The organism is Luedemannella helvata (assembly GCF_039528415.1).
Taxonomy (GTDB): Bacteria; Actinomycetota; Actinomycetes; order Mycobacteriales; family Micromonosporaceae; genus Luedemannella; species Luedemannella helvata.
Genome location: NZ_BAAALS010000003.1, coordinates 166,274 through 187,538, shown reverse-complemented (window position 1 = coordinate 187,538; position 21,265 = coordinate 166,274). Strand labels below are relative to the sequence as shown.

Here is a 21,265-nt window from a genome sequence, read left to right as displayed (position 1 = left end):
CCTGCGGTCGGGTTGTGCAGTCATGGCGCGGGTGCGTGGATCTGCGACGCGCGCAGCAGCACCAGGTAGCGGAGGTACTCGATTGCGGCGGCCCGCCGCAGCGCGTCGAGCGCCGCGTCACCAGGGCCGTACCGGCGCGGCAGGGTCTCTGCCGGCGGGGCCAGCACGCCGTTGCCGGTCACGGTGAAGGCATCGGGATCGGCGGGGATGCGATAGATCTCCATCGCCGCTTCGGGATGGCTGATGCCCTCGTCGACCTGGTTGAGCGCCCAGGTGAGGTCGAGCATCTGGGGTCGGCCGGCCGGGCCCAGCCGGCGCAGGGCGCGGGCTTTGCGCGCGAAGGCGACGTTGGCATCCTCGCGGGAGGACCCGAACGGAATGCCGAGGATGATGTACGGATTGCGATAGGTCACGGCATCCCTCACAGCATCGATCGCAGTCGGGCGGTCTCGGTCGCCCATTCGTTGGCACGTGCGGCGACCAGGTCGCGCTGCTCGACGAGCGGTTCGTCGAGCGTGAAGTCCCGCAGGGCGTTGAGGTACGCGCGGCACCGCACGATGTACCGCTCGAACTCGTCCAGGGCCCGACGCTCCAACTGCACGATCGCGTACCGGTTCTGGTGATCCCAGCGCTCGCGTTGTACGAGCTGGTCCCACTGCTCGGCGAATGCCTGCCAGGCGCGTTCGGCACTGATCGCGAACGCCAGCATGGCCATGCAGACGCATCGGGCGGTCTCACCGGCGACGTAGGTCCGCTCCGCGTCGGTGAGTTCACCCTGGCGCGCCCGAAACCTGCGGGCACGCTCGAAGATGAGCTGTTGCTCGGCGTGTTCGGCGATCTCGTTGCCGTCGTCGCTGATCCGGAAGCACACGTGTGCCCCGGCCTGGATGCCCAGGACGAGTTCCTCCTTCAGGGTCAGCACCCCGCCGTCGATGAGGACGTCGATCGTGCCGGCCACCCCCGCGGCCTTACCGAACTCGGTGTGCACCACCTCCATGAGGAGGCCGGCGATCCAGGTGCGCTCACGCTCCAGCCAGGGCGGGTGGGGTGTCGCCTTCCACAGGTTCGCCAAGACGCGAGCGACGTCCTCGATCTGGTCGTCGTAGCCGTCGGTGATCATCCGGGCCTTGGTGATGAAGTACCGCAGGGCGTCCTGTTGGGTGGCTTCGTGCGGTCGCAGAGTGCCCTTGGCGAGCCAGTCATGATCGTGGGCAGCCAGTACGTTCAGGATCGTCGCGTAGAAGTCGTCGTCGGCCTGCGGCTGGGCGAGTGCCTCGCGCACCAGCAGGGCGAGCGGCTCGGGATAGTCCGGCACCGTGTCGTCGGCCAGCCAGAGGCTGACGGCACGCGAGACGGCGCCCTGCCGCACGCGCGGATCGGTGGCCAGGCGCATCGCCTGGGTCAGGTACGGCAGCGCGGGCAGGCAGCCCTGCTCGGCGGCGACCAGCGCGGCGTTGACGACGAGGCCGTTGGTGAACTGCCCGGAGAGAGCCTCGTTCAGGACGCGCAGCGCCTCGCCGGCGGAGCCCTGCTGCCACTCGGCGTACGCGACCATGTTCTGCGCCTCATCGCTGACTCGTTCCAGGCGCGTGGTGTGGACGAGCCGTCGGCCGGCGGCGATCACCTCGCCCCACCGGGCTTCGAAGACCAGCCGCTGAAGCTGACACAGGTCGATCCAGGCGCCGAGCTCCGGATACTTCGCCCGCTGCTCGGCGCCGATCACAAGATCACCCCGGAGGGCCGGATCCCTCAGCAGTGGCCAGCACGACGCGTCGGCAGCGATCTCGTCAGGAATCTCGCCGGGCTCCTCGCGCAACCTCTCCACGAGTTGCAGCACCGCGCGGGCATCCGGCCGCAGCGCGTCCGGGTCCGTGATGTGCCCGGTGCGGACGAACTCGCGAAGAGCACGGTAATGGCGCGCGTCGGGGTCGTCGGCGGGCAGCTCCCGCAGGGTCGCGTCGTCGCCGGCCAGGAAGGCGCGGCGGGCACGTTCGGCGGTGAACCCGATCGCCTGTAGCTCCTCGACGCTGGCGCTACCCGGTTCGGTGCGTGCGCGTACGTAGGCGGTGAGCGATGCCGGCAGCGGCCCGCCGCCGGCCGGTAGCCGGGTCAGCGCCCCGCGGTCGATCAGCTCGTCGAGCAGTTCGGCGGGCAGTGCGGCCAGAAATGGCACGGCCGCGTTGAGCGACATGCCGGCCATGCCGGCCAGGTACGCGTCGAGGGAACGCAACGCGGGCACCGGTATCGGCGGGAGGGCCGGTAGTCGCTGCGACCCGCTGATGGCCGACGGCACCGCGGTCAGCGTGCCGGCGGCCATGGCGCCGGCACGCTCCACCAGACCGGCGAACGACTGGGTCAACTCGATCGTGTTCGCCGCCGGCGCGTTACGCAGCGCCGCGTGGAGAGCCTCGGCGTCCGTCGAGGTCGCGACGAAAGGCCTGAGCAGGACGCAGGCCCGCTGCGCCAGCGCGGGATCGGCCTGCAGCGGTGCCGCCAGCCGGGCGAGCAGGAGGACGCGTGCCGCGTAACCGTCAGGCGGCAGCGACTCCAGACAGCTGACCAGGGTATGCAGGTCACCGGCCGCCGCCGCGTGCCACGAGCGGTACCAGGTGAGCTCCGACGCGGACAGCTGCAGTTCGGCCGCCCTGGTGCCGAGCCCGAGCGCGATGAGGTCGAGGGCCGCGGCCCGCCGCGCACCAAGACTCGAGCTGGCCCAGGTCATCGCCGCCGCGTCGACCGTATCGACCGCCCAGCCGCCCTTGACGGCACCGCTCTGCCGGGCCAGGCTCACCGCCCAGAGCCGACCGGCCGCTCCGAACACCGGCGGCGACGGCACGATGACCTGAGGAAACGCGTCGAGTTGTGCCGGCGGCACCAGCGTAACCGTGCCGCCTTTGCCCAGCACGCTCACGGCGTCCGGCCGCTCGTCCACCACGACACCGGTCTTCGGCAGGAGCCGCTTGCCCATGTTGACCACGCGTCCGATGCGCGGTGCGCCTGAGTCCGGCCCGTGCAATGGCGTCTGGCACGCCCTGCAGGAAGCGGTCGTATCCGCCACGGCGACGGTGACACCGCAGGCCCGACACCATGGCGCCGGCGGCTCGCTCGTGCCGGCGGGCGCCGGTCGCTGTTCCGGCCCCCCCACGCCGGGTGTCGGCGCCATCGGTAGTCCGCTGATCACCGTGGTACCCCCTCACGTCCGTCCCGTACGAGGGGTGCTGACGGACAGGAGGATCCGCGGCAGGATGGCGGCACGATGGATGACGACGACCAGGAAGTCTCAGCGGCGCTCGCCGAGGTGCTCAGGATCGACCCCTCGTTCGTGCACGATCCCGAGCGGCTGACGCGCGCTTTGTTGGATCTCCTGCCGTACCAGCCGCGGGCGGTCAGATTGCTCGCTCACGGAGCCGCGCTCGGCGTGCCGACGGTCTCGCGCGAGACGGCGCGGGACCGACTCGTCAGCGAGGGCGGGATGAGGCCGGAGGTCGCCGACTGGGTCGTGACCCACTACTGGGCGGCGATCGCGGGCGAGCCGATCGGGACGTCAACGGAGTCGCCTGGCCAGCCGACCACGGTACGACTTGGGATCTGGCCGGACGGACAGGCGACCACGATCGTCGTCTCGGCGACCGGAGTGTTCGCGACGCACACGGCCCGTACGGCCCGCCCGGGCACGCCGGCCGTGTGGCGGCGAATCGCCACGCCTGCGGCGTCGTCATCCCGTGACGCGACGCTGGTCTTCCGGGCCGGTTCCGCAACCGCGCTCTGGTCGGACACCGACGGCGTGCACGGACGGGATCTCACGCATGGCGAATCACGCCTGCTCGTGCCATGCGAGCAGCCGCGCTATCCCCTGGCCGCACTCGCCGATGACCTGGGGGACCTCGACATCCTGTGGACCACCAGCCGGGACACGTTACGTCACAGTCTGGTCCGCGACGGGCTCCCGACGCACGAGCCGGCCGACGTGCCGTTCCCCCATCGACCCGGCGAGCGGCTCAGGTGCCTGGATGTCGTGCGGCACGGTGAACACCGGGCCTCGCTGGTGATCCTCACCGACCAGGGCCGATTGCTGGTGGCCCGATGGGACCTGAAGCTCGATGACATCTCCAGCTGGGTGGAGATCCCATCGCCGACCGACGTGACAGCGGCGGCGATCGTCAGGCTCGCCGACCGTCCGACGGTCGTGGCCTGCACACCGGTCGGGTATCTGCTGTGCGTCGACGCCCTCGCGGCCCTGGCCGGCGAGATTACGTGGCGCACGATCGACCGGCCGTCGGTTCTGCCAGCGGCCGGACGCACCTACGCGCTCAGCGCCGCCTCGGGCGCTGACACGGCGTGGCTTGCGATGGCCGAGCAGTCCGGCACCTGGCTGGCGCGCCTGGCGCTTCGCGGCGACGTCCCTGTCCTCGGGGCGCCACACCGGTTGCAGCTCTAGTGCCGGCGGTTCGTCACCCGGCGGACAACGGCCGCCAGACCATCGGCTACCCGCCGCGGATCGCCGATATCGAGCAGATGGATGGTGGCCCGCAGTCCACTGAGCGCCAGCACGTCGACGCCGGGCGGGGCCACGATGTGCACCTGCGGCGGGTCACCGGACGTCGTGTCGATCGCGTCGCGCGCGAGCAGGACATCGGCGGGGAGGTCGGTGGGCAGTCCATCGACGACGATCACGATCACCGGGTCGGCGTAGCGCAGCCCGTCGGCCGCGAGCCGCTCGCGATCGGCCGCTGCGGTCTCCGCGACGAGCCGCAGCCCTGCCGCCATCGAACTGAGCCCTCCGGGCTCCAGCCCGGGCAATGAAACAAGATCGGCGACCGCGGTCAGCGGAAGTCGCAGGCTGGCTCCGGTGCCGTACGAGATGATGCAGAGCCGGGCCGCGGGACCACACGTACTGGAAATGGCCTCCACGATCGCCGGCAGCGCGAGGTTGCACCCGGCGTTCACGTCGTGCAGCACGGTTGACCCGGAGGTGTCGACCAGCAGGTACACAAGGGTGTCGCCCGATTGGCGCAAGGCTCCTCCGCGAGCAGGGGGCATCCGAGCGTACACGTCGCAAACAGGGCACCCTCGATTCCCCGTGGAATGGGGGTCCAGGGGCGATCGGCCGGCCGCGCGACCGGGAACCTGTCCGGTCCCGTGCGCCCTATAATGCCCGGGTGGCGGTCGAGGGCACCTCGATGATGGCGGCGATGCTCGGTGCGGTGGAGGACGCGGCGCCGGTGGACGCCGTGGAGGCGGTCACACGGGAGCTGGTGAGCACCCTCGATGCCCGTTCCGCATCGTTTCTGATCGCTGATTTCGGGGGCCGGGCGCTGGTCCGGCTGGCGCAGGCGACGGGCGCCCATGACGTGGGGCACGACGTCCGTCGGCGTGGTGATGAGGTCGCCACGGCGTGCCGTTGGACGGCGGTCCGATGGAACAGACGCTGCGTACGCAGCAGCCGCACGTGTTCGACGGTGGCGGCGTCTTTACGGTGTGGGCGCCGGTCACCGAGCGGGGTGAGGCGATCGGGCTGCTGGAGCTGGTGCTGCCGGTCGAGCCGGACGCCGGGGCGTTGGTGGAGATCGGAAGGATCGCGCATCTGCTCGGGTTCGTGGTGATCGCGAACCGACGGCACACGGATCTGTTCGAGTGGGGTCAGCGCACCACGCCGTTCAACCTGTCAGCGGAGATCCAGCGCCGGCTGCTGCCGGGAGCGTTCACCTGCGAAGCGGGCGCGTTCACCCTGTCGGGGTGGCTGGAGCCCGCGGCGAGCATCGGCGGGGACACGTTCGACTATTCCCTGGCGCGGGATCTGCTGCACTTCAGCGTGACGGACGCGATGGGGCACGGTGTCACGAGCGCGCTGACCGCCACGCTGGGCGTCGGCAGCCTTCGCAACTCGCGCCGCCAGGGACGGAGCCTGGTTGAGCAGGCCGAGGTCGCGAACGCCGCGGTGGCCGAGTACGCCGCCGCCGGTAGCTCGTTCATCACGGCGATCCTCGGCCGGATCGACCTGGCCAGCGGCGTATGCACGTTGATCAACGCCGGGCACCTGCCGCCACTGCTCGTCCGCGACGGTCAGGTGGAGGCGGTGCGGCTGCCGAAGAATTTTCCCCTGGGCCTGTTGTCCGACTCCACATTTGTCAGCGCCGATGTGCAGCTGCGAGCCGGTGACCGGCTGGTGATCGTGACCGACGGGATGACGGAGCGCCAGGCGGCGCAACTGGATCTGCATGCCGAGATGTACCGGGTGGCCGCACTGCATCCACGGGAGGCGACCCGCGCACTGGCCGACGCGGTACTGGCTGTCGCCGGTCCGGTGCTCGCCGACGACGCGACGCTGTTGATCATTGATTGGTACGACGAGCACACGCGGGGACGGCGTAGCTACTCCGGCGCCGACTCGGTCCGGGCCAGCGGCCGCCTGCCCGGCTGACCGCTGTGGCGCTCAGGCGGAGATGTGGGCTTCGGCCTCCGCGACGCTGTCGGTGATGTGGACGAGGCTGTCCACTGAGGTTACCTGCAGGACGTTGAGCACGAGCGGCTGAGCCCCGGCGACGTAGACGCGGCCGCCGTCGCCGGACAACTCCTTGCACAACCACACGATCATGCCGAGCGCGGTGGAGTCGATGAGTCGTACGCCGGTGAGGTCGAGCACGAAAATCCGGGTGCCGTCATTCAGGGCGTGCTCCAGGTGTTGGCGCACCTGCGGGACGCTGCCCAGGTCGAGCACCCCGTCCAGGTGCACGATGAGACATCCGCGGTCCGGCCGGGTTGTGAAAGTCAGGTCCACACAAGCCTCCCACTCGATACGGATGCTCCACCAATTCCGGAGATAACCCTACGGACCGACAGGGTCCGCGGCTCGTTCGCCGCCGGGATCGTGCGGGCGACCGGCAATGCGCAGCAGAACGTACCCGGGCGTGGTATCGAGAAACTCGGCGCTGCCGGACAGGGCGGCAATATGAACTATTTGTCGCATTTACTATTACCTCTAGTGCGAGCATGGGGATGAGGGACTTTGGCCTCCCGGGGTTGGGACATCGGTCGCTGCCGTGCCGTGATGGTGCGGCAGACCCTGGAACCGGTGACGGCAGGAGGCATGGAGCGGCCCGGTAGCGCGACGATGGGGACGAGGTGAGCCGGATGCCTGAAGGAACGGACCGGCGTCGTCAACCATGGCTGCACCGACTCGCCGATGTCGCGGTCCCGGTGCTGTTCTGGGCGTGCACGCTGCTGCTGCTCGCCGGCGTCGCCGCCTTCGCGGCGGGTGCCCGTCCGGTCGCGGTCTGGCTATGGGTGTCGGCGACGCTGCTGGGGTTGCTCTACTCGACTGTCACGCTGGCGGACGCGGTACGACATCGTCGCCCGAGCGTGGACGTGATCGCCTGGTTGGCGCTCGTGGGCGCGCTCGCGGTCGACGAGACGTTCGCGGGTGCGGTCATCGCGGTGATGCTGGCCAGCGGCGTACTGCTGGAGAACCGCGCGGCGGCGCGGGCGCGGCGGGAGTTGAGCCTGCTCGCCGCGCGGGCGCCCCGGGTGGCCCGGCGGGTCACCGCGCAGGGCATGGTCGAGGTCGCTGTCGGCGAGGTGGTCGCGGGCGACACGTTGCTCGTCGGCTCCGGCGAGATCGTCCCGGTGGACGGGCGGCTGCTCGGACCCGCGGTTCTGGACGAGTCCGCGCTGACCGGCGAGGCACGCCCGGTCGAGCGGCGTACGGGCGAAGACGTACGCAGTGGTGTGGTGAACGCCGGCTCGCCGGTGCAGATGCGGGCGACCGCGACGGCGGGCGAGTCGACGTACGCGGGACTCGTTCGGCTGGTCGAGGACGCGCGCGCCGACAATGCGCCGTTCGTACGCGTCGCCGACCGGTTCGCGGTCGCGTTCGTGCCGTTGACGCTCGCGATCGCCGGGGTGGCGTGGCTGATCGCGGGCGACCCGGTACGGGCCGTCGCGGTCCTCGTGGTCGCCACGCCGTGCCCGCTGCTGCTCGCCGCGCCGATCGCGATCATGTCCGGCCTGTCGCGGGCCGCGCGCGTGAGCGTGGTGGTCAAGGGGGGCTCGGCCCTGGAGCGTCTCGCGGCCGGCCGGGCGTTGCTGTTCGACAAGACCGGAACGCTGACGCGGGGCCGGCCCACGCTCGCCGACATCATCACGACCGGCTCAACGGATCCCACCGAGCTGCTGCGCCTCGCGGCCTCTCTCGACCAGTCGTCCGCGCATGTGCTGGCCAGCGCGATCGTGAGCGCCGCCGCGGCCCGTGATCTGCCCCTGAGCATGCCGACGCAGGTCGTCGAGCGGCACGGGTACGGCATCGAGGGCGTGGTCGACGGGCATCGGGTGAGACTCGGCAAGGCGGCCTGGATCGTCGACGGGCCAGCGACCCCCTGGGTGCGCCACGCGCGGCGCCGGGCGGCGATGGACGGGTCGTTGACCGTCTTCGCCTCGGTCAACGACGTACCGGCCGGTGTTCTGCTGTTGGAGGACCCGCTGCGGCCGGAGGCCCCGCGGATGATGCGCGCGTTGCGGGCCGCCGGCATCGACCGGATGGTCCTGCTCACCGGCGACCGGGCCGACGTGGCCGAGATGGTGGGCCGCATCGTCGGCGTCGACGCGGTGCACGCCGAACGCGACCCGGCAGGCAAGCTCGCGGTCGTCCGGGCCGAACAGAAGCAGCGGCCGACAATCATGGTGGGCGACGGCATCAACGACGCGCCGGCGCTGGCCGCGGCCGATGTCGGGGTGGCGCTGGCCGCGCGTGGTGTCACCGCCTCCGCCGAGGCCGCCGACGTCGTACTGACCACCGACCGGGTCGACGCGCTCGCTGACGCGATCATCATTGCCCGCCGCGCCCGCCGGATCGCCGTGCAGGCGGTCGTCGTCGGCATGGGCCTGTCCCTGGTCGCCATGGTGGCGGCGGCGGCCGGCCTGCTGCCGCCCGCCGTCGGCGCGCTGGTGCAGGAGGCGATCGACCTGGCGGCGATCGCGCTGGCCCTTCGGGCACTGCTGCCCACCCGTACTCCCACAGTGGTCCTGCCGTCCGAGGACGTGGCCACGGCCCGCCGGCTCTACGCGCAGCACCAGTCTGTCCGACCGATCGTCGAAGAGGTCCGCACCGTGGCGGACGCGCTCATTCCCGCAGGGGATCTGGGAGCCGTGCGGACGTTGCAGGACCGGCTGGAGACCGATCTTTTGGAACACGAACGCGCCGACGAGGCGGAGCTGCTCCCCATCGTGGCGCGTGCGCTGGGCGGGCCGGAGACGGTCGGCGCGATCAGCCGCACCCACGCGGAGATCGAACATCAGATCACCCGGCTGCGGTACCTGCTCGACCAGATCGGCGACGGCTCGGACCCGGAGGACATCGTCGAGCTGCGTGGGCTGCTCTACGGCCTGTACGCCATCCTGCGGCTGCACAACGCGCAGGAGGAGGAGACCGCGTTCAGCCTCATGCCGGCGATGGCACCCCAGTAGGCCCGGCCAGGCCGACGCCACCAACGCGGCGCGCCACCGATTCGTTCTGGCGAGCGGAACACTTCGCTCGAAAAATGCGGACGTGATCGCCACGGTATGCACCATGGACGCCAGCGATACACACACCCGGCCACGGGTCGACGCGGCCGTCGAGCGCCTGCGCGCGGCCTTACGTGACCGCATCCCCTGTTCGCCGCTCACCGACCTCATCGACCCCGACGACGTCGCCACGGCGTACGCCGTGCAACAGCGACTGACGGACCTGCGCATCTTCGACGGGGCCACGGTGGTCGGACGCAAGATCGGGCTGACGTCCCCCGCCGTCCAGGCCCAGCTCGGCGTCAACCAGCCCGACTTCGGCGTGCTGTTCGACGACATGGCATTCGCGGCGGGCGCCGAGTTGCCCTCCGAGCGGCTCCTGCAACCGAGGGCGGAGGCGGAGGTCGCCTTCGTCCTCGGTGCCGACCTGGTGGACGGCCCGCTGGAGGTGGCCGACGTACGGGCGGCTGTCTCCCACGTTGTCGCGGCGCTGGAGATCGTGGACAGCCGGATCGCGGGATGGGACATCACCTTCGCCGACACCGTCGCCGACAACGCCTCGGCCGGGCTCTACGTGCTCGGTTCCCAGCGCCGCACCCTCGCGGAGGTCGAGCCGGGCAAGGTCGAGATGCGGATGCTCGTCGACGGCGACGTGGTCTCCACCGGCAACGGCGCCGCCTGCCTCGGCGATCCCCTGGAGGCGCTGGCGTGGCTCGCCCGCACCGCCCGGGAGTTCGGCGAGCCGCTCCGCGCCGGCCAGGTGGTGCTCTCCGGCGCGCTCGGCCCGATGTACCCCGTTCAGCCGGGCGCCCGGGTGACTGCCGAGATCACCGGTCTCGGCAGCGTCACCACCATCTTCTCGGGACAGGAGGACCGAGCATGAGTAAGACCAAGGTCGCGATCATCGGATCGGGCAACATCGGCACGGACCTGATGATCAAGGTAATCCGGCTCTCCGACACCCTGGAGATGGGCGCGATGGTCGGCATCGACCCCGAGTCCGACGGCCTGGCCCGCGCCCGTCGCCTCAGGGTGCCCACCACCCATGACGGCGTTGACGGGCTCATCTCGATGGACGGCTTCGAGGATATCGAGGTCGTCTTCGACGCCACCAGCGCAAAGGCCCACGAGGCCAACGCGAGCCGGCTGGCGCCGTACGGAAAGCGTCTCGTCGACCTGACGCCCGCGGCCCTCGGCCCGTTCGTGGTGCCGGCCGTCAACCTCGACGAGCACCTCGACGCACCCAACGTCAACATGGTCACCTGCGGAGGCCAGGCCACCATCCCGATCGTCGCCGCGGTCTCCCGCGTCACCCCTGTCGCGTACGCCGAGATCATCGCCTCGATCGCCTCACGGTCCGCCGGGCCGGGCACCCGGGCCAACATCGACGAGTTCACCGAGACGACCGCCCACGCGATCGAGACCGTCGGCGGCGCGGCGCGCGGCAAGGCGATCATCATCCTCAACCCGGCGGAACCGCCCCTGATCATGCGTGACACGGTCTACTGCCTGATCGATGCCGACGATCCGGCCGTACACGACAAGATCCGCTCCTCGATCGGGCAGATGGTGTCCGATGTCGCGGCCTACGTGCCGGGCTACCGGCTCAAGCAGCAGGTGCAGATCACCTCGATCCCCGAGGGCCAGCCGGTGCGCACGCTGGCCGGTGAGGCGCGCCTGAGCCATCAGGTGTCGGTCTTCCTCGAAGTGGAGGGCGCCGCGCACTACCTGCCGGCCTACGCCGGCAACCTCGACATCATGACCTCCGCGGCGCTGCGTACCGCGGAGCGCCTGATCGCCCGCAAGCTCACGGAGGCGCCGGCATGACCGAGATCTTCCTGCAGGACGTCACCTTGCGCGACGGCATGCACGCCATCCGCCACCGGATCACCCCCGAGGACGTCGGCCGGATCGTGGCCGCGCTCGACGCCGCCGGCGTCGACGCCATCGAGGTCGCCCACGGTGACGGGCTGGCCGGCAGTTCGGTCAACTACGGTCCGGGCAGCAACACCGACTGGGAGTGGATCGAGGCCGCTGCCGCCAACCTCTCCCGGGCCCGGCTGACCACCCTGCTGCTACCGGGCGTGGGCACCATCGCCGAGCTGAAGCAGGCCTACTCCCTCGGCGTCCGGTCAGTGCGGGTGGCGACCCACTGCACCGAGGCCGACGTCGCCGCCCAGCACATCGCCACCGCGCGCGAGCTGGGCATGGACGTGTCGGGCTTCCTGATGATGAGCCATCTCAACGATCCCGCCGGCCTCGCCCGGCAGGCGAAGCTGATGGAGTCCTACGGCGCCCACTGCGTCTATGTCACCGACTCCGGCGGGCGGCTCACGATGGACGGCGTACGCGCACGGATCCGCGCCTACCGCGACGCGCTGGATCCAGCCACCGAGCTGGGCATCCACGCCCACGAGAACCTCTCGCTCTCGGTCGCCAACTCCGTTGTGGCCGTCGAGGAGGGCGTCCGCCGCGTTGACGCCTCGCTCGCCGGGCACGGCGCGGGCGCCGGCAACTGTCCGATCGAGCCATTCGTCGCCGTCGCCAACCTGCAGGGCTGGAAGCACGGGGCCGACCTGTTCGCGCTGCAGGACGCCGCCGATGACCTGGTCCGGCCGTTGCAGGACCGGCCGGTGCGGGTGGACCGGGAGACGCTCACCCTGGGCTACGCCGGGGTCTACTCCAGTTTCCTCCGGCACGCCGAGGCCGCGTCGGAACGCTACGGCGTCGACGTGCGCACGATCCTGCTCGAGGTCGGCCGGCGCCAGCTGGTGGGTGGCCAGGAGGACATGATCGTCGACATCGCACTCGACCTGCTCAAGTCCCCTAGGCCGGCGACGGCATAAGCCGGCGACGCGACGCCAGCGTGATCGTGGCCCACCGGCCGCGATCACGCGGCGCGGGGTCGCCGGCCCGCGCCGGCGGGAGGCACCGGGTTGGTCGCCGATGACGACGACGGCCACCAGCGATCAGTTGATCAAGTTGGCGGAGCACAACCGCCGGCTGACCTCGGTCAGGGAGGTGGCCAGCTTGGTCACGTCCGCCCGGTGGGTCGGCGCGGTGATCGACAGCGCACCCAGCAGCAGACCGTTGACGGTGCGCAGCGGCACCGCCACCGAGCAGTAGCCCGCGACGATCTCCCCTTGCTCCACGCCCCAGCCGTTGGCGCGGATCCGCCGGATCTGTTCGAGCAGCAGCCCCGGCGCGACAGTGGTGTGGGGGGTGAGGCGCCGTAGCTCGCCGCTGACCACCTCGTCCAGTACCTCGGGCGGCGAGAACGCGAGCATCACCTTGCCGGTCGAGGTGGCGTGCACCGGCATCCGGCCGGCAATGCGGGAGGGCTTGGCCGACTGCGCGGTCGCCACCTTCTCCAGGTAGAGAACCTCGAGCCCGTCGAGTACGGCCAGGTGCACCGCCTCGCGGGTGGCGAAGTGCAACCGCTCCATGAACGGGCGGGCAGCGTCGCGCAGCACGCGGAACCGGGGCACCCGGGAGCCGAGCTCGAAGGCCCGCATGCCGAGGCGGTACTCGATGCCGGTTCGCTCCAGCATTCCCCAGTCGACCAGCTCCTGCGCCAACCGGTGCACCGATGCCTTGGAGATGCCGGTTCGTCGAGACAGCTCGGAAAGCGACAGCTCGACGTCATCGTGTTGGAACGACTCGAGGATCAGCCGGGCCTTACCCAGGACGCTGTTGGCCCCCTGCCCCAGCCCTTCACCGTAGCCACGAGACTGAGAGACGCTCATCACCCTTCCTTACGGCAACGTCCCCCGCGTCCACTTTGTTCAGCTTTGCTCACCGCGGCAGTCCTCCCATGCCGACCACAGTACGCACCAGTAACTCGACGAGGCGCCGTGCCTCTTTAAGATCGACAACGTTCATACCCAGGGTAAAGTCGACCGGCTGACCGTTCGGGCCCGCCGCGACCTTCGGCATTCCGACCCTGGCGGTCGGGATACCCCGCATTCTGATCATGTTCGCGTCGGTCGCGCCACTGTTCTCACGGACCAACTCGTGCGGCCGGCCAGCGACCGACTCCCAGGCGGCGACAGCCGACCGGATGATCGGAGCGTCGCGGTCGGTCCTGCTGCCCGGCACGGACGCGACCTGGCGTACCGCCAGGGGCACCCCGAGTTCGGCCATGAGCGGCGCGAGCGCGGCACGCACCTCACGTACGACGGCGGGCGCGCTCTGCTCGGGCGTCATCCGGATGTCGAGCCGCACCCGGACCAGCGCGCTTGTTGACGCGGCCAACCTCTCGAAGCCGCCATGGACCGATGACACGGCGCCCTGCGGGCGCATGGTGCCGACCTCGTGCCGGGCGGCGTACTCGTCGCACCAGGCCTCCAGCACCTCGATCACCCGGGCCGCCCCGCTCGCCGCGTTCCGGTAGGGCATCCGGTGCCGGCTGCCTACGTAACTGTGCTCGCCCGGCACGTCGACATCCACCCAGGTGAGCCCGACCTCCTCGTGCGAGACCGTCCAGCCCGGCTTGGCGATGACCGCGTGATCGGTCGTGAAGCCCCGCTCGAGGAGGAAGCTCGCACCGACCCCGTGGCCGGTGTTCGCGCGGCCCGGGGAGCCGATGCCGTCAACGGCGAAACTAGGCATTCCGCCGGCACCGAACCCGGCCACGACGGTGACCGGCAGGTCGATGCCCGCCCGGGCCATCGCCTCCACGGCGACGAGCACGCAGGCGGCGTGCCCTTTCGGGTTGCCGGCGGCCAGGCCGACGACGAGGTCGTCGTAGACGGTGGCACGCGGCAGCATGTCCTCGCGCATCCGCGGACCGGCGTACGGGATGTCCAGGTCGGGATCGCCCGTGGTGTAGGTGTCCAGTGGCGCGTACAGCAGCACCGATTCGCCGTCGGCCGGTCCCGGCAGCACCCCGACCGCATTGGCCTGCGCGTCATCGATGACCTGCAGATGGCTGTCCACACCCGCCGCGGCGAGGTGCCCAACCAGCCACTCGGCGACCGGGCGCTCCGCCCCGGTGGGACTCGGCCGGTCGACCAGGCCGCGGACCGCCTCCAGCAGGTGGTCCCGCTCCACCTGCGCGAGCACCGCGGCGACTGCCTCCTCACCGGTCCGACCTGCCGCGCTCACGCCAGCACACCCGCCTCGCGGGCCGCCACGCTGGACCGGAAGTGCACCGAGACCTCCGGCAGGCTACCGATGACGGCGCTGAAGGAATCGCCCTCCTTGACCTTGACCATCGGTCCGAGCGCACCGGCGAGGACCACCTGTCCGGCCCGCAGCGGCGTACCGCGTCGGTGCGCCTCCCCGGCGAGCCAGGCCAGGCCACGGACCGGGTCACCGTGGAAGTTGTCGCTACCGGAGCCGGTCGATACCACCGTGCCGTTGCGGCGCATCTGCATCTGCAGGTCACGCAGGTCGCGGTCCCCCAGCGGCTGCCCGGCCGCGGCCAGCACGAACAGGCCGGCGGAGGCGTTGTCCGCGATCGTGTCGACCACGCTGATGTCCCAGCGCTCGATCCGGCTGTCGACAACCTCGAGCGCCGCCAACACCTCGGCGACCGCACCGCGCGCGCGCTCGGCGTTGACGTCCGGCCGGTCGAGGTCCTCACCGAGCCGGAACACGACCTCGGCCTCGATCAGCGGCTGCAGCAGCCGCCGCACCGGCACCACACCGCCGTCCGGGATCTGCATGGTGTCCATCAGCGTGCCGATCGTCGGCTGGTGCACACCGAGTTGGTGCTGGACCGTACGCGCGGTCAACCCGAGCTTGCGGCCCACGACGCGGGCCCCGCTGATCTCCTGCAGGGCCACCACGTGCTGCTGCACGGCGTAGGCGTTCTCAATGTTGTCCTCCCCGATCAGGTGACGCACCGGGGCGCAGGTGCGGTGCATGGTGCCCGCGTAGCGCAGTCGCTCCGCGGCCCGGGCGAGCGGGGGACTCAGGTCGTCGCTCATCAGCAGACTCTCGTCTCAGTCCGTGGGCGGTACGTGGCCGCGCATCAGCCGATCCGATTCCGGCCGATGAAGTCGAGGCTGAGCTGGTTGTACTTCTCGGCCTGCTCGTGCTGGGGCCAGTGGCCGCACTCGTCGAAGATCACCAGCTCGGAGCCCTTGATGTTGCGGTGCATGGCGTCGGCCTCCGGGACCTCGCCGAACGGGTTGTTGCGACCCCAGACGATCAGGGTCGGGACGTCGATGCGGGCCAGGTCGTCCGGACGCAGGATGTTGCGCAGCCGGGTCTCCATGTTCTGCAGGCACAGCAGGTTCTCGATGTTCCCCACGAACTCCGGCTGGTGGTAGATCGCGTGCCGGACGGCGACGAGTTCCTCGGTGGCGTCGGCGTCATCGGCCATCAGCAGGCGCATGCGGGCGCGGGTCAGCGCCACGTCGTCGGTGGTGACCGCCGTGCGGGTGCTGTTGCGGATCCGCTCCATCACCGCTGGGTTGGCCACCGTACCGCCGGCGCAGAGCAGCTGCAGCGACGCGATGCGCCCCGGCTCGTCGATCGCGGTGCGTGCGCCCACCCATCCGCCGAGTGATTCCCCGACGATGTGCGCCTTCGCGATGCCTTGGGCGTCGAGATAGGCCAGCAGGTGGTCGCGGTAGCGCGGGATCTCGTAGGGATAGTCCGGCTTGCCGGTGTAGCCGTGGCCGAGCATGTCGATGGCGTGGACACGGTAGTGAGCGGCATGCTTCGCGACATTGCGCATGAACGCCTCGAGGTGCCCTGAGGTGCCATGCAGGAAGATCACCGGCTCGCCGGCTCCCGCCCGCAGCGACCGCGTGGGCACACCGCCCGCGTCGACGGTGGTGAGCTGGAAATCGACACCGGCGAGCTCGGTCCAGATGGTGTCTGCGAGGGTGGTGGCCATGGTTTCTCCCGGAGGTCGTGGGTCGGTCACTGGTTGATGCGGTGCACCTGGGTGTTGCTGCGGCGCGCCGCCCGGACGACTCCATGGCCGACGCCCGCGAGGATTGCCAGGATGAGCAGCGCGCGTAGTGGGGTCATGTCTTCTCCTTGCGGTGTCTCGTATCTGCGGTGTCAGGGGTGATCTACCGAGAGCAGGAAGCCCTCGACGACGGCGTGGTAGGCGCGGGGCCGCTCCTCCTGCAGGTGGTGCGAGACGTGATCCATCACGTGCAGGTTGCCGCGCGGCACCATCCTGGACAGCATCAGCGGGTAGTCCGGGGTGAGGAACGCGTCCTCGCGGCCCCAGATGAACAGCGTCGGCGCCTGGATGCGGCCGAGCTGCTCGGTCAGGTCCTGCCAGTCACCGCGCGGCGAGTCCGACATCGCGGCCAGCTCCCGCTCGCCGCGGTCGAGGCTCTGCTCGTACCGCATGTCAACCGTCTGTTCCGGCAGCCGGTCGGCGTCGTACCACTCCAGCCGGGTGATCAACTGGCGCATCTTGTCCCGGGTCGGCCCTTCGCCGCCGTAGTACACGTCGCGGGCGGCGCGCCCGCGGTGACCGCGCTCGGGCAGCGGGGCCAGCGGCCCGTAGAACACCGGCATCGACCCGGTGATCACGAGCGAGCGCACCCGGTCCGGGTAGTACGCCGCCAGCGCCAGCGCGATCGTCCCGCCCCAGGAGTTGCAAATGAAGTCGGCCCGCTCGATCGTCAACGCGTCCATGAGGGCCACTGTCCGGGCGGCGTGGAAGTCCCACATGGGACCCGTGATCCGGCACTTGTCGGACCTGCCGTACTGGAGGATGTCCGGCAGCACGCACCGGCGGTTCTCCGCGAAGTAGGGCGCGACCGGACCGAAGTCGCTCCAGCCCGTGCAGCCGGGGCCGCCGCCGTGCAGGAAGATCGTGTCCGGACCACTGCCGAGGTCGTGGTAGTGGTAGGTGAGCCCGTCCGCCTCGACGAAATGGCTCTTCGGCGCCGGCCCGGCTGCGGGCGACGTGAGGGGTTGGGCGCCAGTGGTCATGTGGTGTCTCCTGCGGTGTTCGGCTCGATGACGCCGACGCCCATGCCGGTGAGCCATTCGGGCATCGGCGAGTAGCACAAAGTGGAGCCGGGAGCGAAGCCGAGGGCGGCGGCCATCACCAGCCAGGTGCGCAGCTCCTGGCCGCCGTTGCCGGCGATCTCCTCGAGTTCCGCGGTCGACAGGCGAAGGTAGTCCTCCAGTCGACCGGCCTCGAGGTCGGCGAGGAACCGCCGGTCGAAGTCCTCGAACAGGCACGGTTGCGCGGCGAGGATGATCTCCCTGCGGCGCTTGTCGAAGCGCTCCCACTCGCCGCGACCGTTGAGCCACGCGTCGACCATGAACTTCTCGTCGTCGTCCTGTGGATCGGCCCAGTTGCTGGGCCACGGCAGCTGGTGGGAGAGGCCACCGGAGGCGATCACCGCCACCGTACGGCCGTCGGCGTGCGCCTCGATCGCCTCGGCGAGGCGCCGACCCAGCTGAGCGCAGCGCTCGAGCGTCGGCAGGGGCGGGGCGAACACGTTGATGACCAGCGGCACGACTGGGATGTCCAGGTCAGTCAAGAGGTACTGGATGGCATGCGACTGACCGTGGTCGATCTGTAGCCGTGCCGAGATCGCCACCTCGGAGCCGGCCTCGACCAGGTACGTCGCCAGGTCGTTGGCGAACACCGGATCGGTCTTCTGGGGGCCTTTGGGCGTACCGGACTCGCCGGAGGCGACGACCTCGCCCACGCCGAGGGTGAACGGCGGGATCAGATCGAGCCAGAAGCCGCGGAAGTGGTTGGACCCCACGATGATGGCGACATCGGGTCGCAACTCCTTCAGCCGCCGGTTCACCTCGTCAAGGGAGTCGCGGAAGGCCTCGGCCCGCGCGGTGTCGACGACCTTTTCCCAGTGCGTGTTCATCAGCGTGGAATGGGAAGCTCCCACACCGAGCACGATCGCTGTCACTCGTCGGGTTCCTCTCGCCTCAGTCCTCGTCCTGGCCGGACGGGGCCAGTCCCGACGCCGCGAGCCGTTCGACGCGCTCCTCGGTGACGTCCTCGGCCAACTTCCGCCACTGCAGCAGCGAGTCGTCCGGGCGGTAGAGCTTCTCGGGCGGAGCGTCGGTGACCTCGACCATCCACTTGTCCTGGCCGGAGAACTGACCGTGGAAGAGCCAGCGGACCATGCCGAGGTACTTGGCGTAGAACGGCAGCGTCCGGACGCCCTTCGCGAAGTTGGCCATCATGCCGACGTAGAGGTGGTTGTCGGCGTCAACGGGCACGTAGTACTCGTAGTGGATGAACTTGGGGTACACGATCCGGAGGATGCCGGGCATCGTGACCGAGGCGAAGCCGGGGAACTCCTGGGCGGCGATCGCCGGGTTCGCCTTTCGCCGGGAGCCCGTGTTGCCGATGTTGGAGACCTCCTTCGGCGGCCGGGCCCGGTACCAGGCCTGGTTGCTCCACCGCCCGACCCCGGGGAAGTCCGCCGACCAGTGCTGCTCCGTCTGCACCCGGTAGATCCACCGGCCGCGCTTGACAATCCTGGTGAGGTTCCACACCGGCATCGGCTTGAACAGCCGCCACAGCGCCGTACGGTGCAGGAACTTGGCGTGGCCCTCGTCGTACCCGTTCTCGCAGGCGAAGCGCCAGTTGCCCTCGCGCGGCTGGATCCGGATGCCGACCACTGCCGGGTTCTCGACCAGCTCCTCGGGAAGATGCTCGTCGATCGGGACCGGCTCCTCGCCGTCGCCGACGTAGACCCAGACCAGGCCGAGCCGCTCCTCGACGTGATAGGTCGGCTGGGTCACCTTGCCGCAGATCGGCGACTCCGGCCCGTCGGTGATGACCGCGGTCAGGTCGCCGGTCTCGAGATCGAACGTCCAGCCGTGGTAGACGCAGGAGATCGTCCCGGGGAACTGCTTGTTGCCGTAGCTGAGCGGCACGCCACGGTGTGGGCAGCGGTCCTTCATCCCGTAGACCGTGCCCTTGTCGCGGATCAGGAAGAGCTTCTCGCCCAGCAGCGTCACCTGACGGGGCTTCTCCCCGACGTGCGAGGAGAAGCACACGGGATACCAGTAGCCGCGGAACCCCGCCTTGGCGGCCTGGTACCGCGGCCAGCTCGACCAGTCCTGCCGGCCGGGCAGCCTGCCGGCGCGTTGCTTGCGCACGGGCTTCTTCCGTAGCTCCTCGGCCGCTGCGGGAGCAGCGGCGTCGGTCTCCGCCTCCGGCTTCGCAGTCTGGGTCATCGCATGCTCCCGGGTCGCTCAGGTTGGGGTCTGTTCGGAGCAGACCACCGGCGCGCGGCGGCTCACAACAGGAACGGTTCATCCACCGGAACGGCCGCGGACCGGGTGCGTCACTGAGGTTGGACCGACAACCGCCCGATCCTGACGGGCATTCCGGTCAGCGATCCACGCCATACGACCCCGCAGCGATTGTGTTCCTACAGTCCGAGTCTCTCGCTCACCAACGCAGGAGGTCGGCGTGACCAGCGCGCAGACAATAACGACGGACGTCCTCGTCCTCGGGGCCGGGCCAACGGGACTCTACGGCGCCTACTACGCCGGCTTCCGCGGCCTGTCGACCGTCGTGGTCGATGCCCTGCCCCAGGTCGGCGGCCAGGTGATGGCCCTCTACCCCGAGAAGCAGATTCGCGACGTCGCCGGCCTGCCGAGCATCCGCGGGCGCGACTTCGTGACAGCGCTCAAGCAGCAGGCCGACGCCTTCGAGCCGACGTACGTCCTGGGCCGCCAGGCCGTGGCACTCGCCCACGAGGACGGGCAGCCGGTGGTCACCCTTGACGATGACACGGTGATCCGCGCCGGCGCCGTGGTGATCACCGCAGGCATCGGCACCCCCCGCGCGCGGCCCCTGGAGGCCGGCCACGAATGGCTCGGCACCGGCCTGTCCTACTTCGTCGTCGACCCGCAAGCGCACCGGGGCCAGGACGTGGTCGTCGTCGGCGGCGGCGACTCCGCGCTCGACTGGGCGGACACGCTGGCCCCGATCGCCAGGTCGGTCACGCTGGTGCACCGACGCGCCGCCTTCCGCGGCCACGCGGCCACCCTCGCCCGGGTCAGGACCTCACCCAGCACGATGATCCTCACGGAACGGCAGGTCACCGCGCTCGAGGGTGATCTCGCCAGCGGCCGCCTCGAGAAGGTCACCGTGCGGCACACCTCCGGCAAGGAGCAGGTGCTCGCCGCCGACCATGTCGTCGCCGCCCTCGGTTTCATCTCCGACATCGGCCCGCTGCGCACCTGGGGTCTGACGCTTCGCGGCCGATCGATCGAGGTCGACCGGGCGATGCGGACCAGCCTCCCGCGCGTCTACGCGGCCGGTGACATCGCCGACTTCGACGGCAAGGTCAAGTTGATGTCGGTCGGATTCGGTGAGGTCGCACTCGCCGTCAACCATGTCGCGGTCGACCTCGACCCCGACCTCACCCTTTTTCCCGGTCACTCGACCGACGAGCCCGGACAGCGAACTCCCGCGGAGGAATCATGACCTACGTCATCGGACCCGACTGCGTCGACGTCCTCGACCGATCCTGCATCGACGTCTGCCCGGTCGACTGCATCTACGTCGGCGACCGCAAGAGCTACATCAACGCCAACGAGTGCATCGACTGCGGTGCCTGCGAGGTCGAGTGCCCGGTCTCGGCGATTGTCGTGGACCGCAAGGCCAGGAAGGATCCGGACCTGGCGATCTTTCTGGCCGACTCGGCGGACTTCTTCGACAAGCCGTTGCCGGGCCGGGACGCTCCGCTCGGCGACCCCGGTGGCGCATCGTCCCTCGGCGACATCGGCGTCGACACGCCGCTGGTGGCGGCCCATCCGCAGGCCTGACCACGCAGCACCGCCGGATTAC

The 21,265-nt window shown here is 70.2% G+C and carries 19 protein-coding genes and 1 pseudogene; 9 read left to right on the top strand and 11 right to left on the bottom strand.

Annotation, left to right across the window (positions count from 1 at the left end; all coding sequences use genetic code 11):
* Positions 1-20 precede the first annotated feature (20 nt).
* Positions 21-425 carry a hypothetical protein gene (locus tag ABD191_RS04500; protein ID WP_344077112.1) on the bottom strand — a complete coding sequence of 135 codons (405 nt, stop codon included), beginning with the start codon at positions 423-425 and terminating at the stop codon, positions 21-23.
* Entirely contained in the window at positions 422-2,968 is a 2,547-nt protein-coding gene (locus ABD191_RS04495; RefSeq protein ID WP_344077110.1) for a hypothetical protein, read from the bottom strand. Before ABD191_RS04495 ends, ABD191_RS04500 begins: the two co-directional genes overlap by 4 nt.
* Positions 2,969-3,256: 288 nt before the next feature.
* Here ABD191_RS04495 and ABD191_RS04490 point away from each other — a divergent pair, with 288 nt between their 5' ends.
* A complete protein-coding gene (locus ABD191_RS04490) occupies positions 3,257-4,438 on the top strand; it encodes a hypothetical protein (protein ID WP_344077109.1) in 1,182 nt (393 codons plus the stop codon).
* On the opposite strand, the gene ABD191_RS04485 is transcribed toward ABD191_RS04490, so the two are convergent.
* Positions 4,435-5,016: a vWA domain-containing protein gene (locus ABD191_RS04485; protein ID WP_344077107.1), complete on the bottom strand. Its 582-nt coding sequence runs from the start codon at positions 5,014-5,016 to the stop codon at positions 4,435-4,437. The two genes, ABD191_RS04490 and ABD191_RS04485, sit on opposite strands and share 4 nt — an antisense overlap.
* Positions 5,017-5,416: 400 nt before the next feature.
* Between ABD191_RS04485 and ABD191_RS04480 the strand changes: the two genes are divergently transcribed.
* Complete coding sequence (locus ABD191_RS04480; protein ID WP_344077105.1) at positions 5,417-6,421, top strand: PP2C family protein-serine/threonine phosphatase; 1,005 nt, start codon at positions 5,417-5,419, stop codon at positions 6,419-6,421.
* Between the two features lie 12 nt (positions 6,422-6,433).
* Here the strand turns inward: ABD191_RS04480 and ABD191_RS04475 are convergent, their stop codons facing one another.
* On the bottom strand, positions 6,434-6,778 hold the full coding sequence (locus ABD191_RS04475) for an STAS domain-containing protein (protein WP_344077103.1): 345 nt from the start codon (positions 6,776-6,778) through the stop codon (positions 6,434-6,436).
* Between the two features lie 389 nt (positions 6,779-7,167).
* Between ABD191_RS04475 and ABD191_RS04470 the strand changes: the two are divergent.
* The 5 genes and pseudogenes from ABD191_RS04470 to dmpG all read left to right on the top strand — a co-directional run.
* A pseudogene (locus ABD191_RS04470) lies at positions 7,168-9,012 on the top strand (heavy metal translocating P-type ATPase); the annotation flags it as partial.
* Entirely contained in the window at positions 9,013-9,459 is a 447-nt protein-coding gene (locus ABD191_RS29200) for a hemerythrin domain-containing protein (RefSeq protein WP_425560652.1), read from the top strand.
* A 103-nt stretch (positions 9,460-9,562) separates the two neighbouring features.
* Positions 9,563-10,381 (top strand): 2-keto-4-pentenoate hydratase, encoded by an 819-nt coding sequence (locus tag ABD191_RS04465; RefSeq protein WP_344077099.1) that lies wholly within the window; start codon positions 9,563-9,565, stop codon positions 10,379-10,381.
* Entirely contained in the window at positions 10,378-11,325 is a 948-nt protein-coding gene (locus ABD191_RS04460) for an acetaldehyde dehydrogenase (acetylating) (RefSeq protein WP_344077096.1), read from the top strand. Before ABD191_RS04465 ends, ABD191_RS04460 begins: the two co-directional genes overlap by 4 nt.
* The gene (gene dmpG, locus ABD191_RS04455; RefSeq protein WP_344077094.1) at positions 11,322-12,344 is read left to right on the top strand and encodes a 4-hydroxy-2-oxovalerate aldolase; all 1,023 of its coding nucleotides are present in this window, start codon (positions 11,322-11,324) and stop codon (positions 12,342-12,344) included. Before ABD191_RS04460 ends, dmpG begins: the two co-directional genes overlap by 4 nt.
* A 123-nt stretch (positions 12,345-12,467) precedes the next feature.
* On the opposite strand, the gene ABD191_RS04450 is transcribed toward dmpG, so the two are convergent.
* The 7 genes from ABD191_RS04450 to ABD191_RS04420 form a co-directional block, all read right to left on the bottom strand.
* Complete coding sequence (locus ABD191_RS04450) at positions 12,468-13,244, bottom strand: IclR family transcriptional regulator (RefSeq protein WP_344077092.1); 777 nt, start codon at positions 13,242-13,244, stop codon at positions 12,468-12,470.
* Positions 13,245-13,293: 49 nt separating this feature from the next.
* Positions 13,294-14,604: a M20 family metallopeptidase gene (locus ABD191_RS04445; protein ID WP_344077090.1), complete on the bottom strand. Its 1,311-nt coding sequence runs from the start codon at positions 14,602-14,604 to the stop codon at positions 13,294-13,296.
* The gene (locus ABD191_RS04440; protein WP_344077088.1) at positions 14,601-15,431 is read right to left on the bottom strand and encodes a 2-keto-4-pentenoate hydratase; all 831 of its coding nucleotides are present in this window, start codon (positions 15,429-15,431) and stop codon (positions 14,601-14,603) included. The genes ABD191_RS04445 and ABD191_RS04440 overlap by 4 nt, the downstream gene beginning before the upstream one ends.
* A gap of 44 nt (positions 15,432-15,475) precedes the next feature.
* Positions 15,476-16,348, bottom strand: coding sequence for an alpha/beta fold hydrolase (locus ABD191_RS04435; RefSeq protein WP_344077086.1), 873 nt, complete (start codon positions 16,346-16,348; stop codon positions 15,476-15,478).
* 170 nt (positions 16,349-16,518) lie between these two features.
* Complete coding sequence (locus tag ABD191_RS04430) at positions 16,519-17,409, bottom strand: alpha/beta fold hydrolase (RefSeq protein ID WP_344077085.1); 891 nt, start codon at positions 17,407-17,409, stop codon at positions 16,519-16,521.
* Complete coding sequence (locus tag ABD191_RS04425) at positions 17,406-18,338, bottom strand: DODA-type extradiol aromatic ring-opening family dioxygenase (protein WP_344077084.1); 933 nt, start codon at positions 18,336-18,338, stop codon at positions 17,406-17,408. The genes ABD191_RS04430 and ABD191_RS04425 overlap by 4 nt, the downstream gene beginning before the upstream one ends.
* Positions 18,339-18,378: 40 nt before the next feature.
* Positions 18,379-19,641: a Rieske 2Fe-2S domain-containing protein gene (locus ABD191_RS04420; protein ID WP_344077082.1), complete on the bottom strand. Its 1,263-nt coding sequence runs from the start codon at positions 19,639-19,641 to the stop codon at positions 18,379-18,381.
* 238 nt (positions 19,642-19,879) lie between these two features.
* On the opposite strand from ABD191_RS04420, the gene ABD191_RS04415 reads away from it, so the two are divergent.
* Positions 19,880-20,902 (top strand): NAD(P)/FAD-dependent oxidoreductase, encoded by a 1,023-nt coding sequence (locus ABD191_RS04415; RefSeq protein ID WP_344077080.1) that lies wholly within the window; start codon positions 19,880-19,882, stop codon positions 20,900-20,902.
* Positions 20,899-21,243 (top strand): ferredoxin family protein, encoded by a 345-nt coding sequence (locus ABD191_RS04410; protein WP_344077078.1) that lies wholly within the window; start codon positions 20,899-20,901, stop codon positions 21,241-21,243. Before ABD191_RS04415 ends, ABD191_RS04410 begins: the two co-directional genes overlap by 4 nt.
* The last annotated feature ends 22 nt before the right edge of the window (positions 21,244-21,265 follow it).

What these genes read in the sequence shown, in the direction of transcription:
- ABD191_RS04430 (WP_344077085.1), bottom strand. Translation starts at nt 17,409, where the DNA reads ATGACCACTGGCGCCCAACCCCTCACGTCGCCCGCAGCCGGGCCGGCG.
- ABD191_RS04410 (WP_344077078.1), top strand. Translation starts at nt 20,899, where the DNA reads ATGACCTACGTCATCGGACCCGACTGCGTCGACGTCCTCGACCGATCC.
- ABD191_RS04480 (WP_344077105.1), top strand. Translation starts at nt 5,417, where the DNA reads ATGGAACAGACGCTGCGTACGCAGCAGCCGCACGTGTTCGACGGTGGC.
- dmpG (WP_344077094.1), top strand. Translation starts at nt 11,322, where the DNA reads ATGACCGAGATCTTCCTGCAGGACGTCACCTTGCGCGACGGCATGCAC.
- ABD191_RS04435 (WP_344077086.1), bottom strand. Translation starts at nt 16,348, where the DNA reads ATGGCCACCACCCTCGCAGACACCATCTGGACCGAGCTCGCCGGTGTC.
- ABD191_RS04450 (WP_344077092.1), bottom strand. Translation starts at nt 13,244, where the DNA reads ATGAGCGTCTCTCAGTCTCGTGGCTACGGTGAAGGGCTGGGGCAGGGG.
- ABD191_RS04420 (WP_344077082.1), bottom strand. Translation starts at nt 19,641, where the DNA reads ATGACCCAGACTGCGAAGCCGGAGGCGGAGACCGACGCCGCTGCTCCC.
- ABD191_RS04465 (WP_344077099.1), top strand. Translation starts at nt 9,563, where the DNA reads ATGGACGCCAGCGATACACACACCCGGCCACGGGTCGACGCGGCCGTC.
- ABD191_RS04495 (WP_344077110.1), bottom strand. Translation starts at nt 2,968, where the DNA reads ATGGGCAAGCGGCTCCTGCCGAAGACCGGTGTCGTGGTGGACGAGCGG.
- ABD191_RS04440 (WP_344077088.1), bottom strand. Translation starts at nt 15,431, where the DNA reads ATGAGCGACGACCTGAGTCCCCCGCTCGCCCGGGCCGCGGAGCGACTG.
- ABD191_RS04490 (WP_344077109.1), top strand. Translation starts at nt 3,257, where the DNA reads ATGGATGACGACGACCAGGAAGTCTCAGCGGCGCTCGCCGAGGTGCTC.
- ABD191_RS04460 (WP_344077096.1), top strand. Translation starts at nt 10,378, where the DNA reads ATGAGTAAGACCAAGGTCGCGATCATCGGATCGGGCAACATCGGCACG.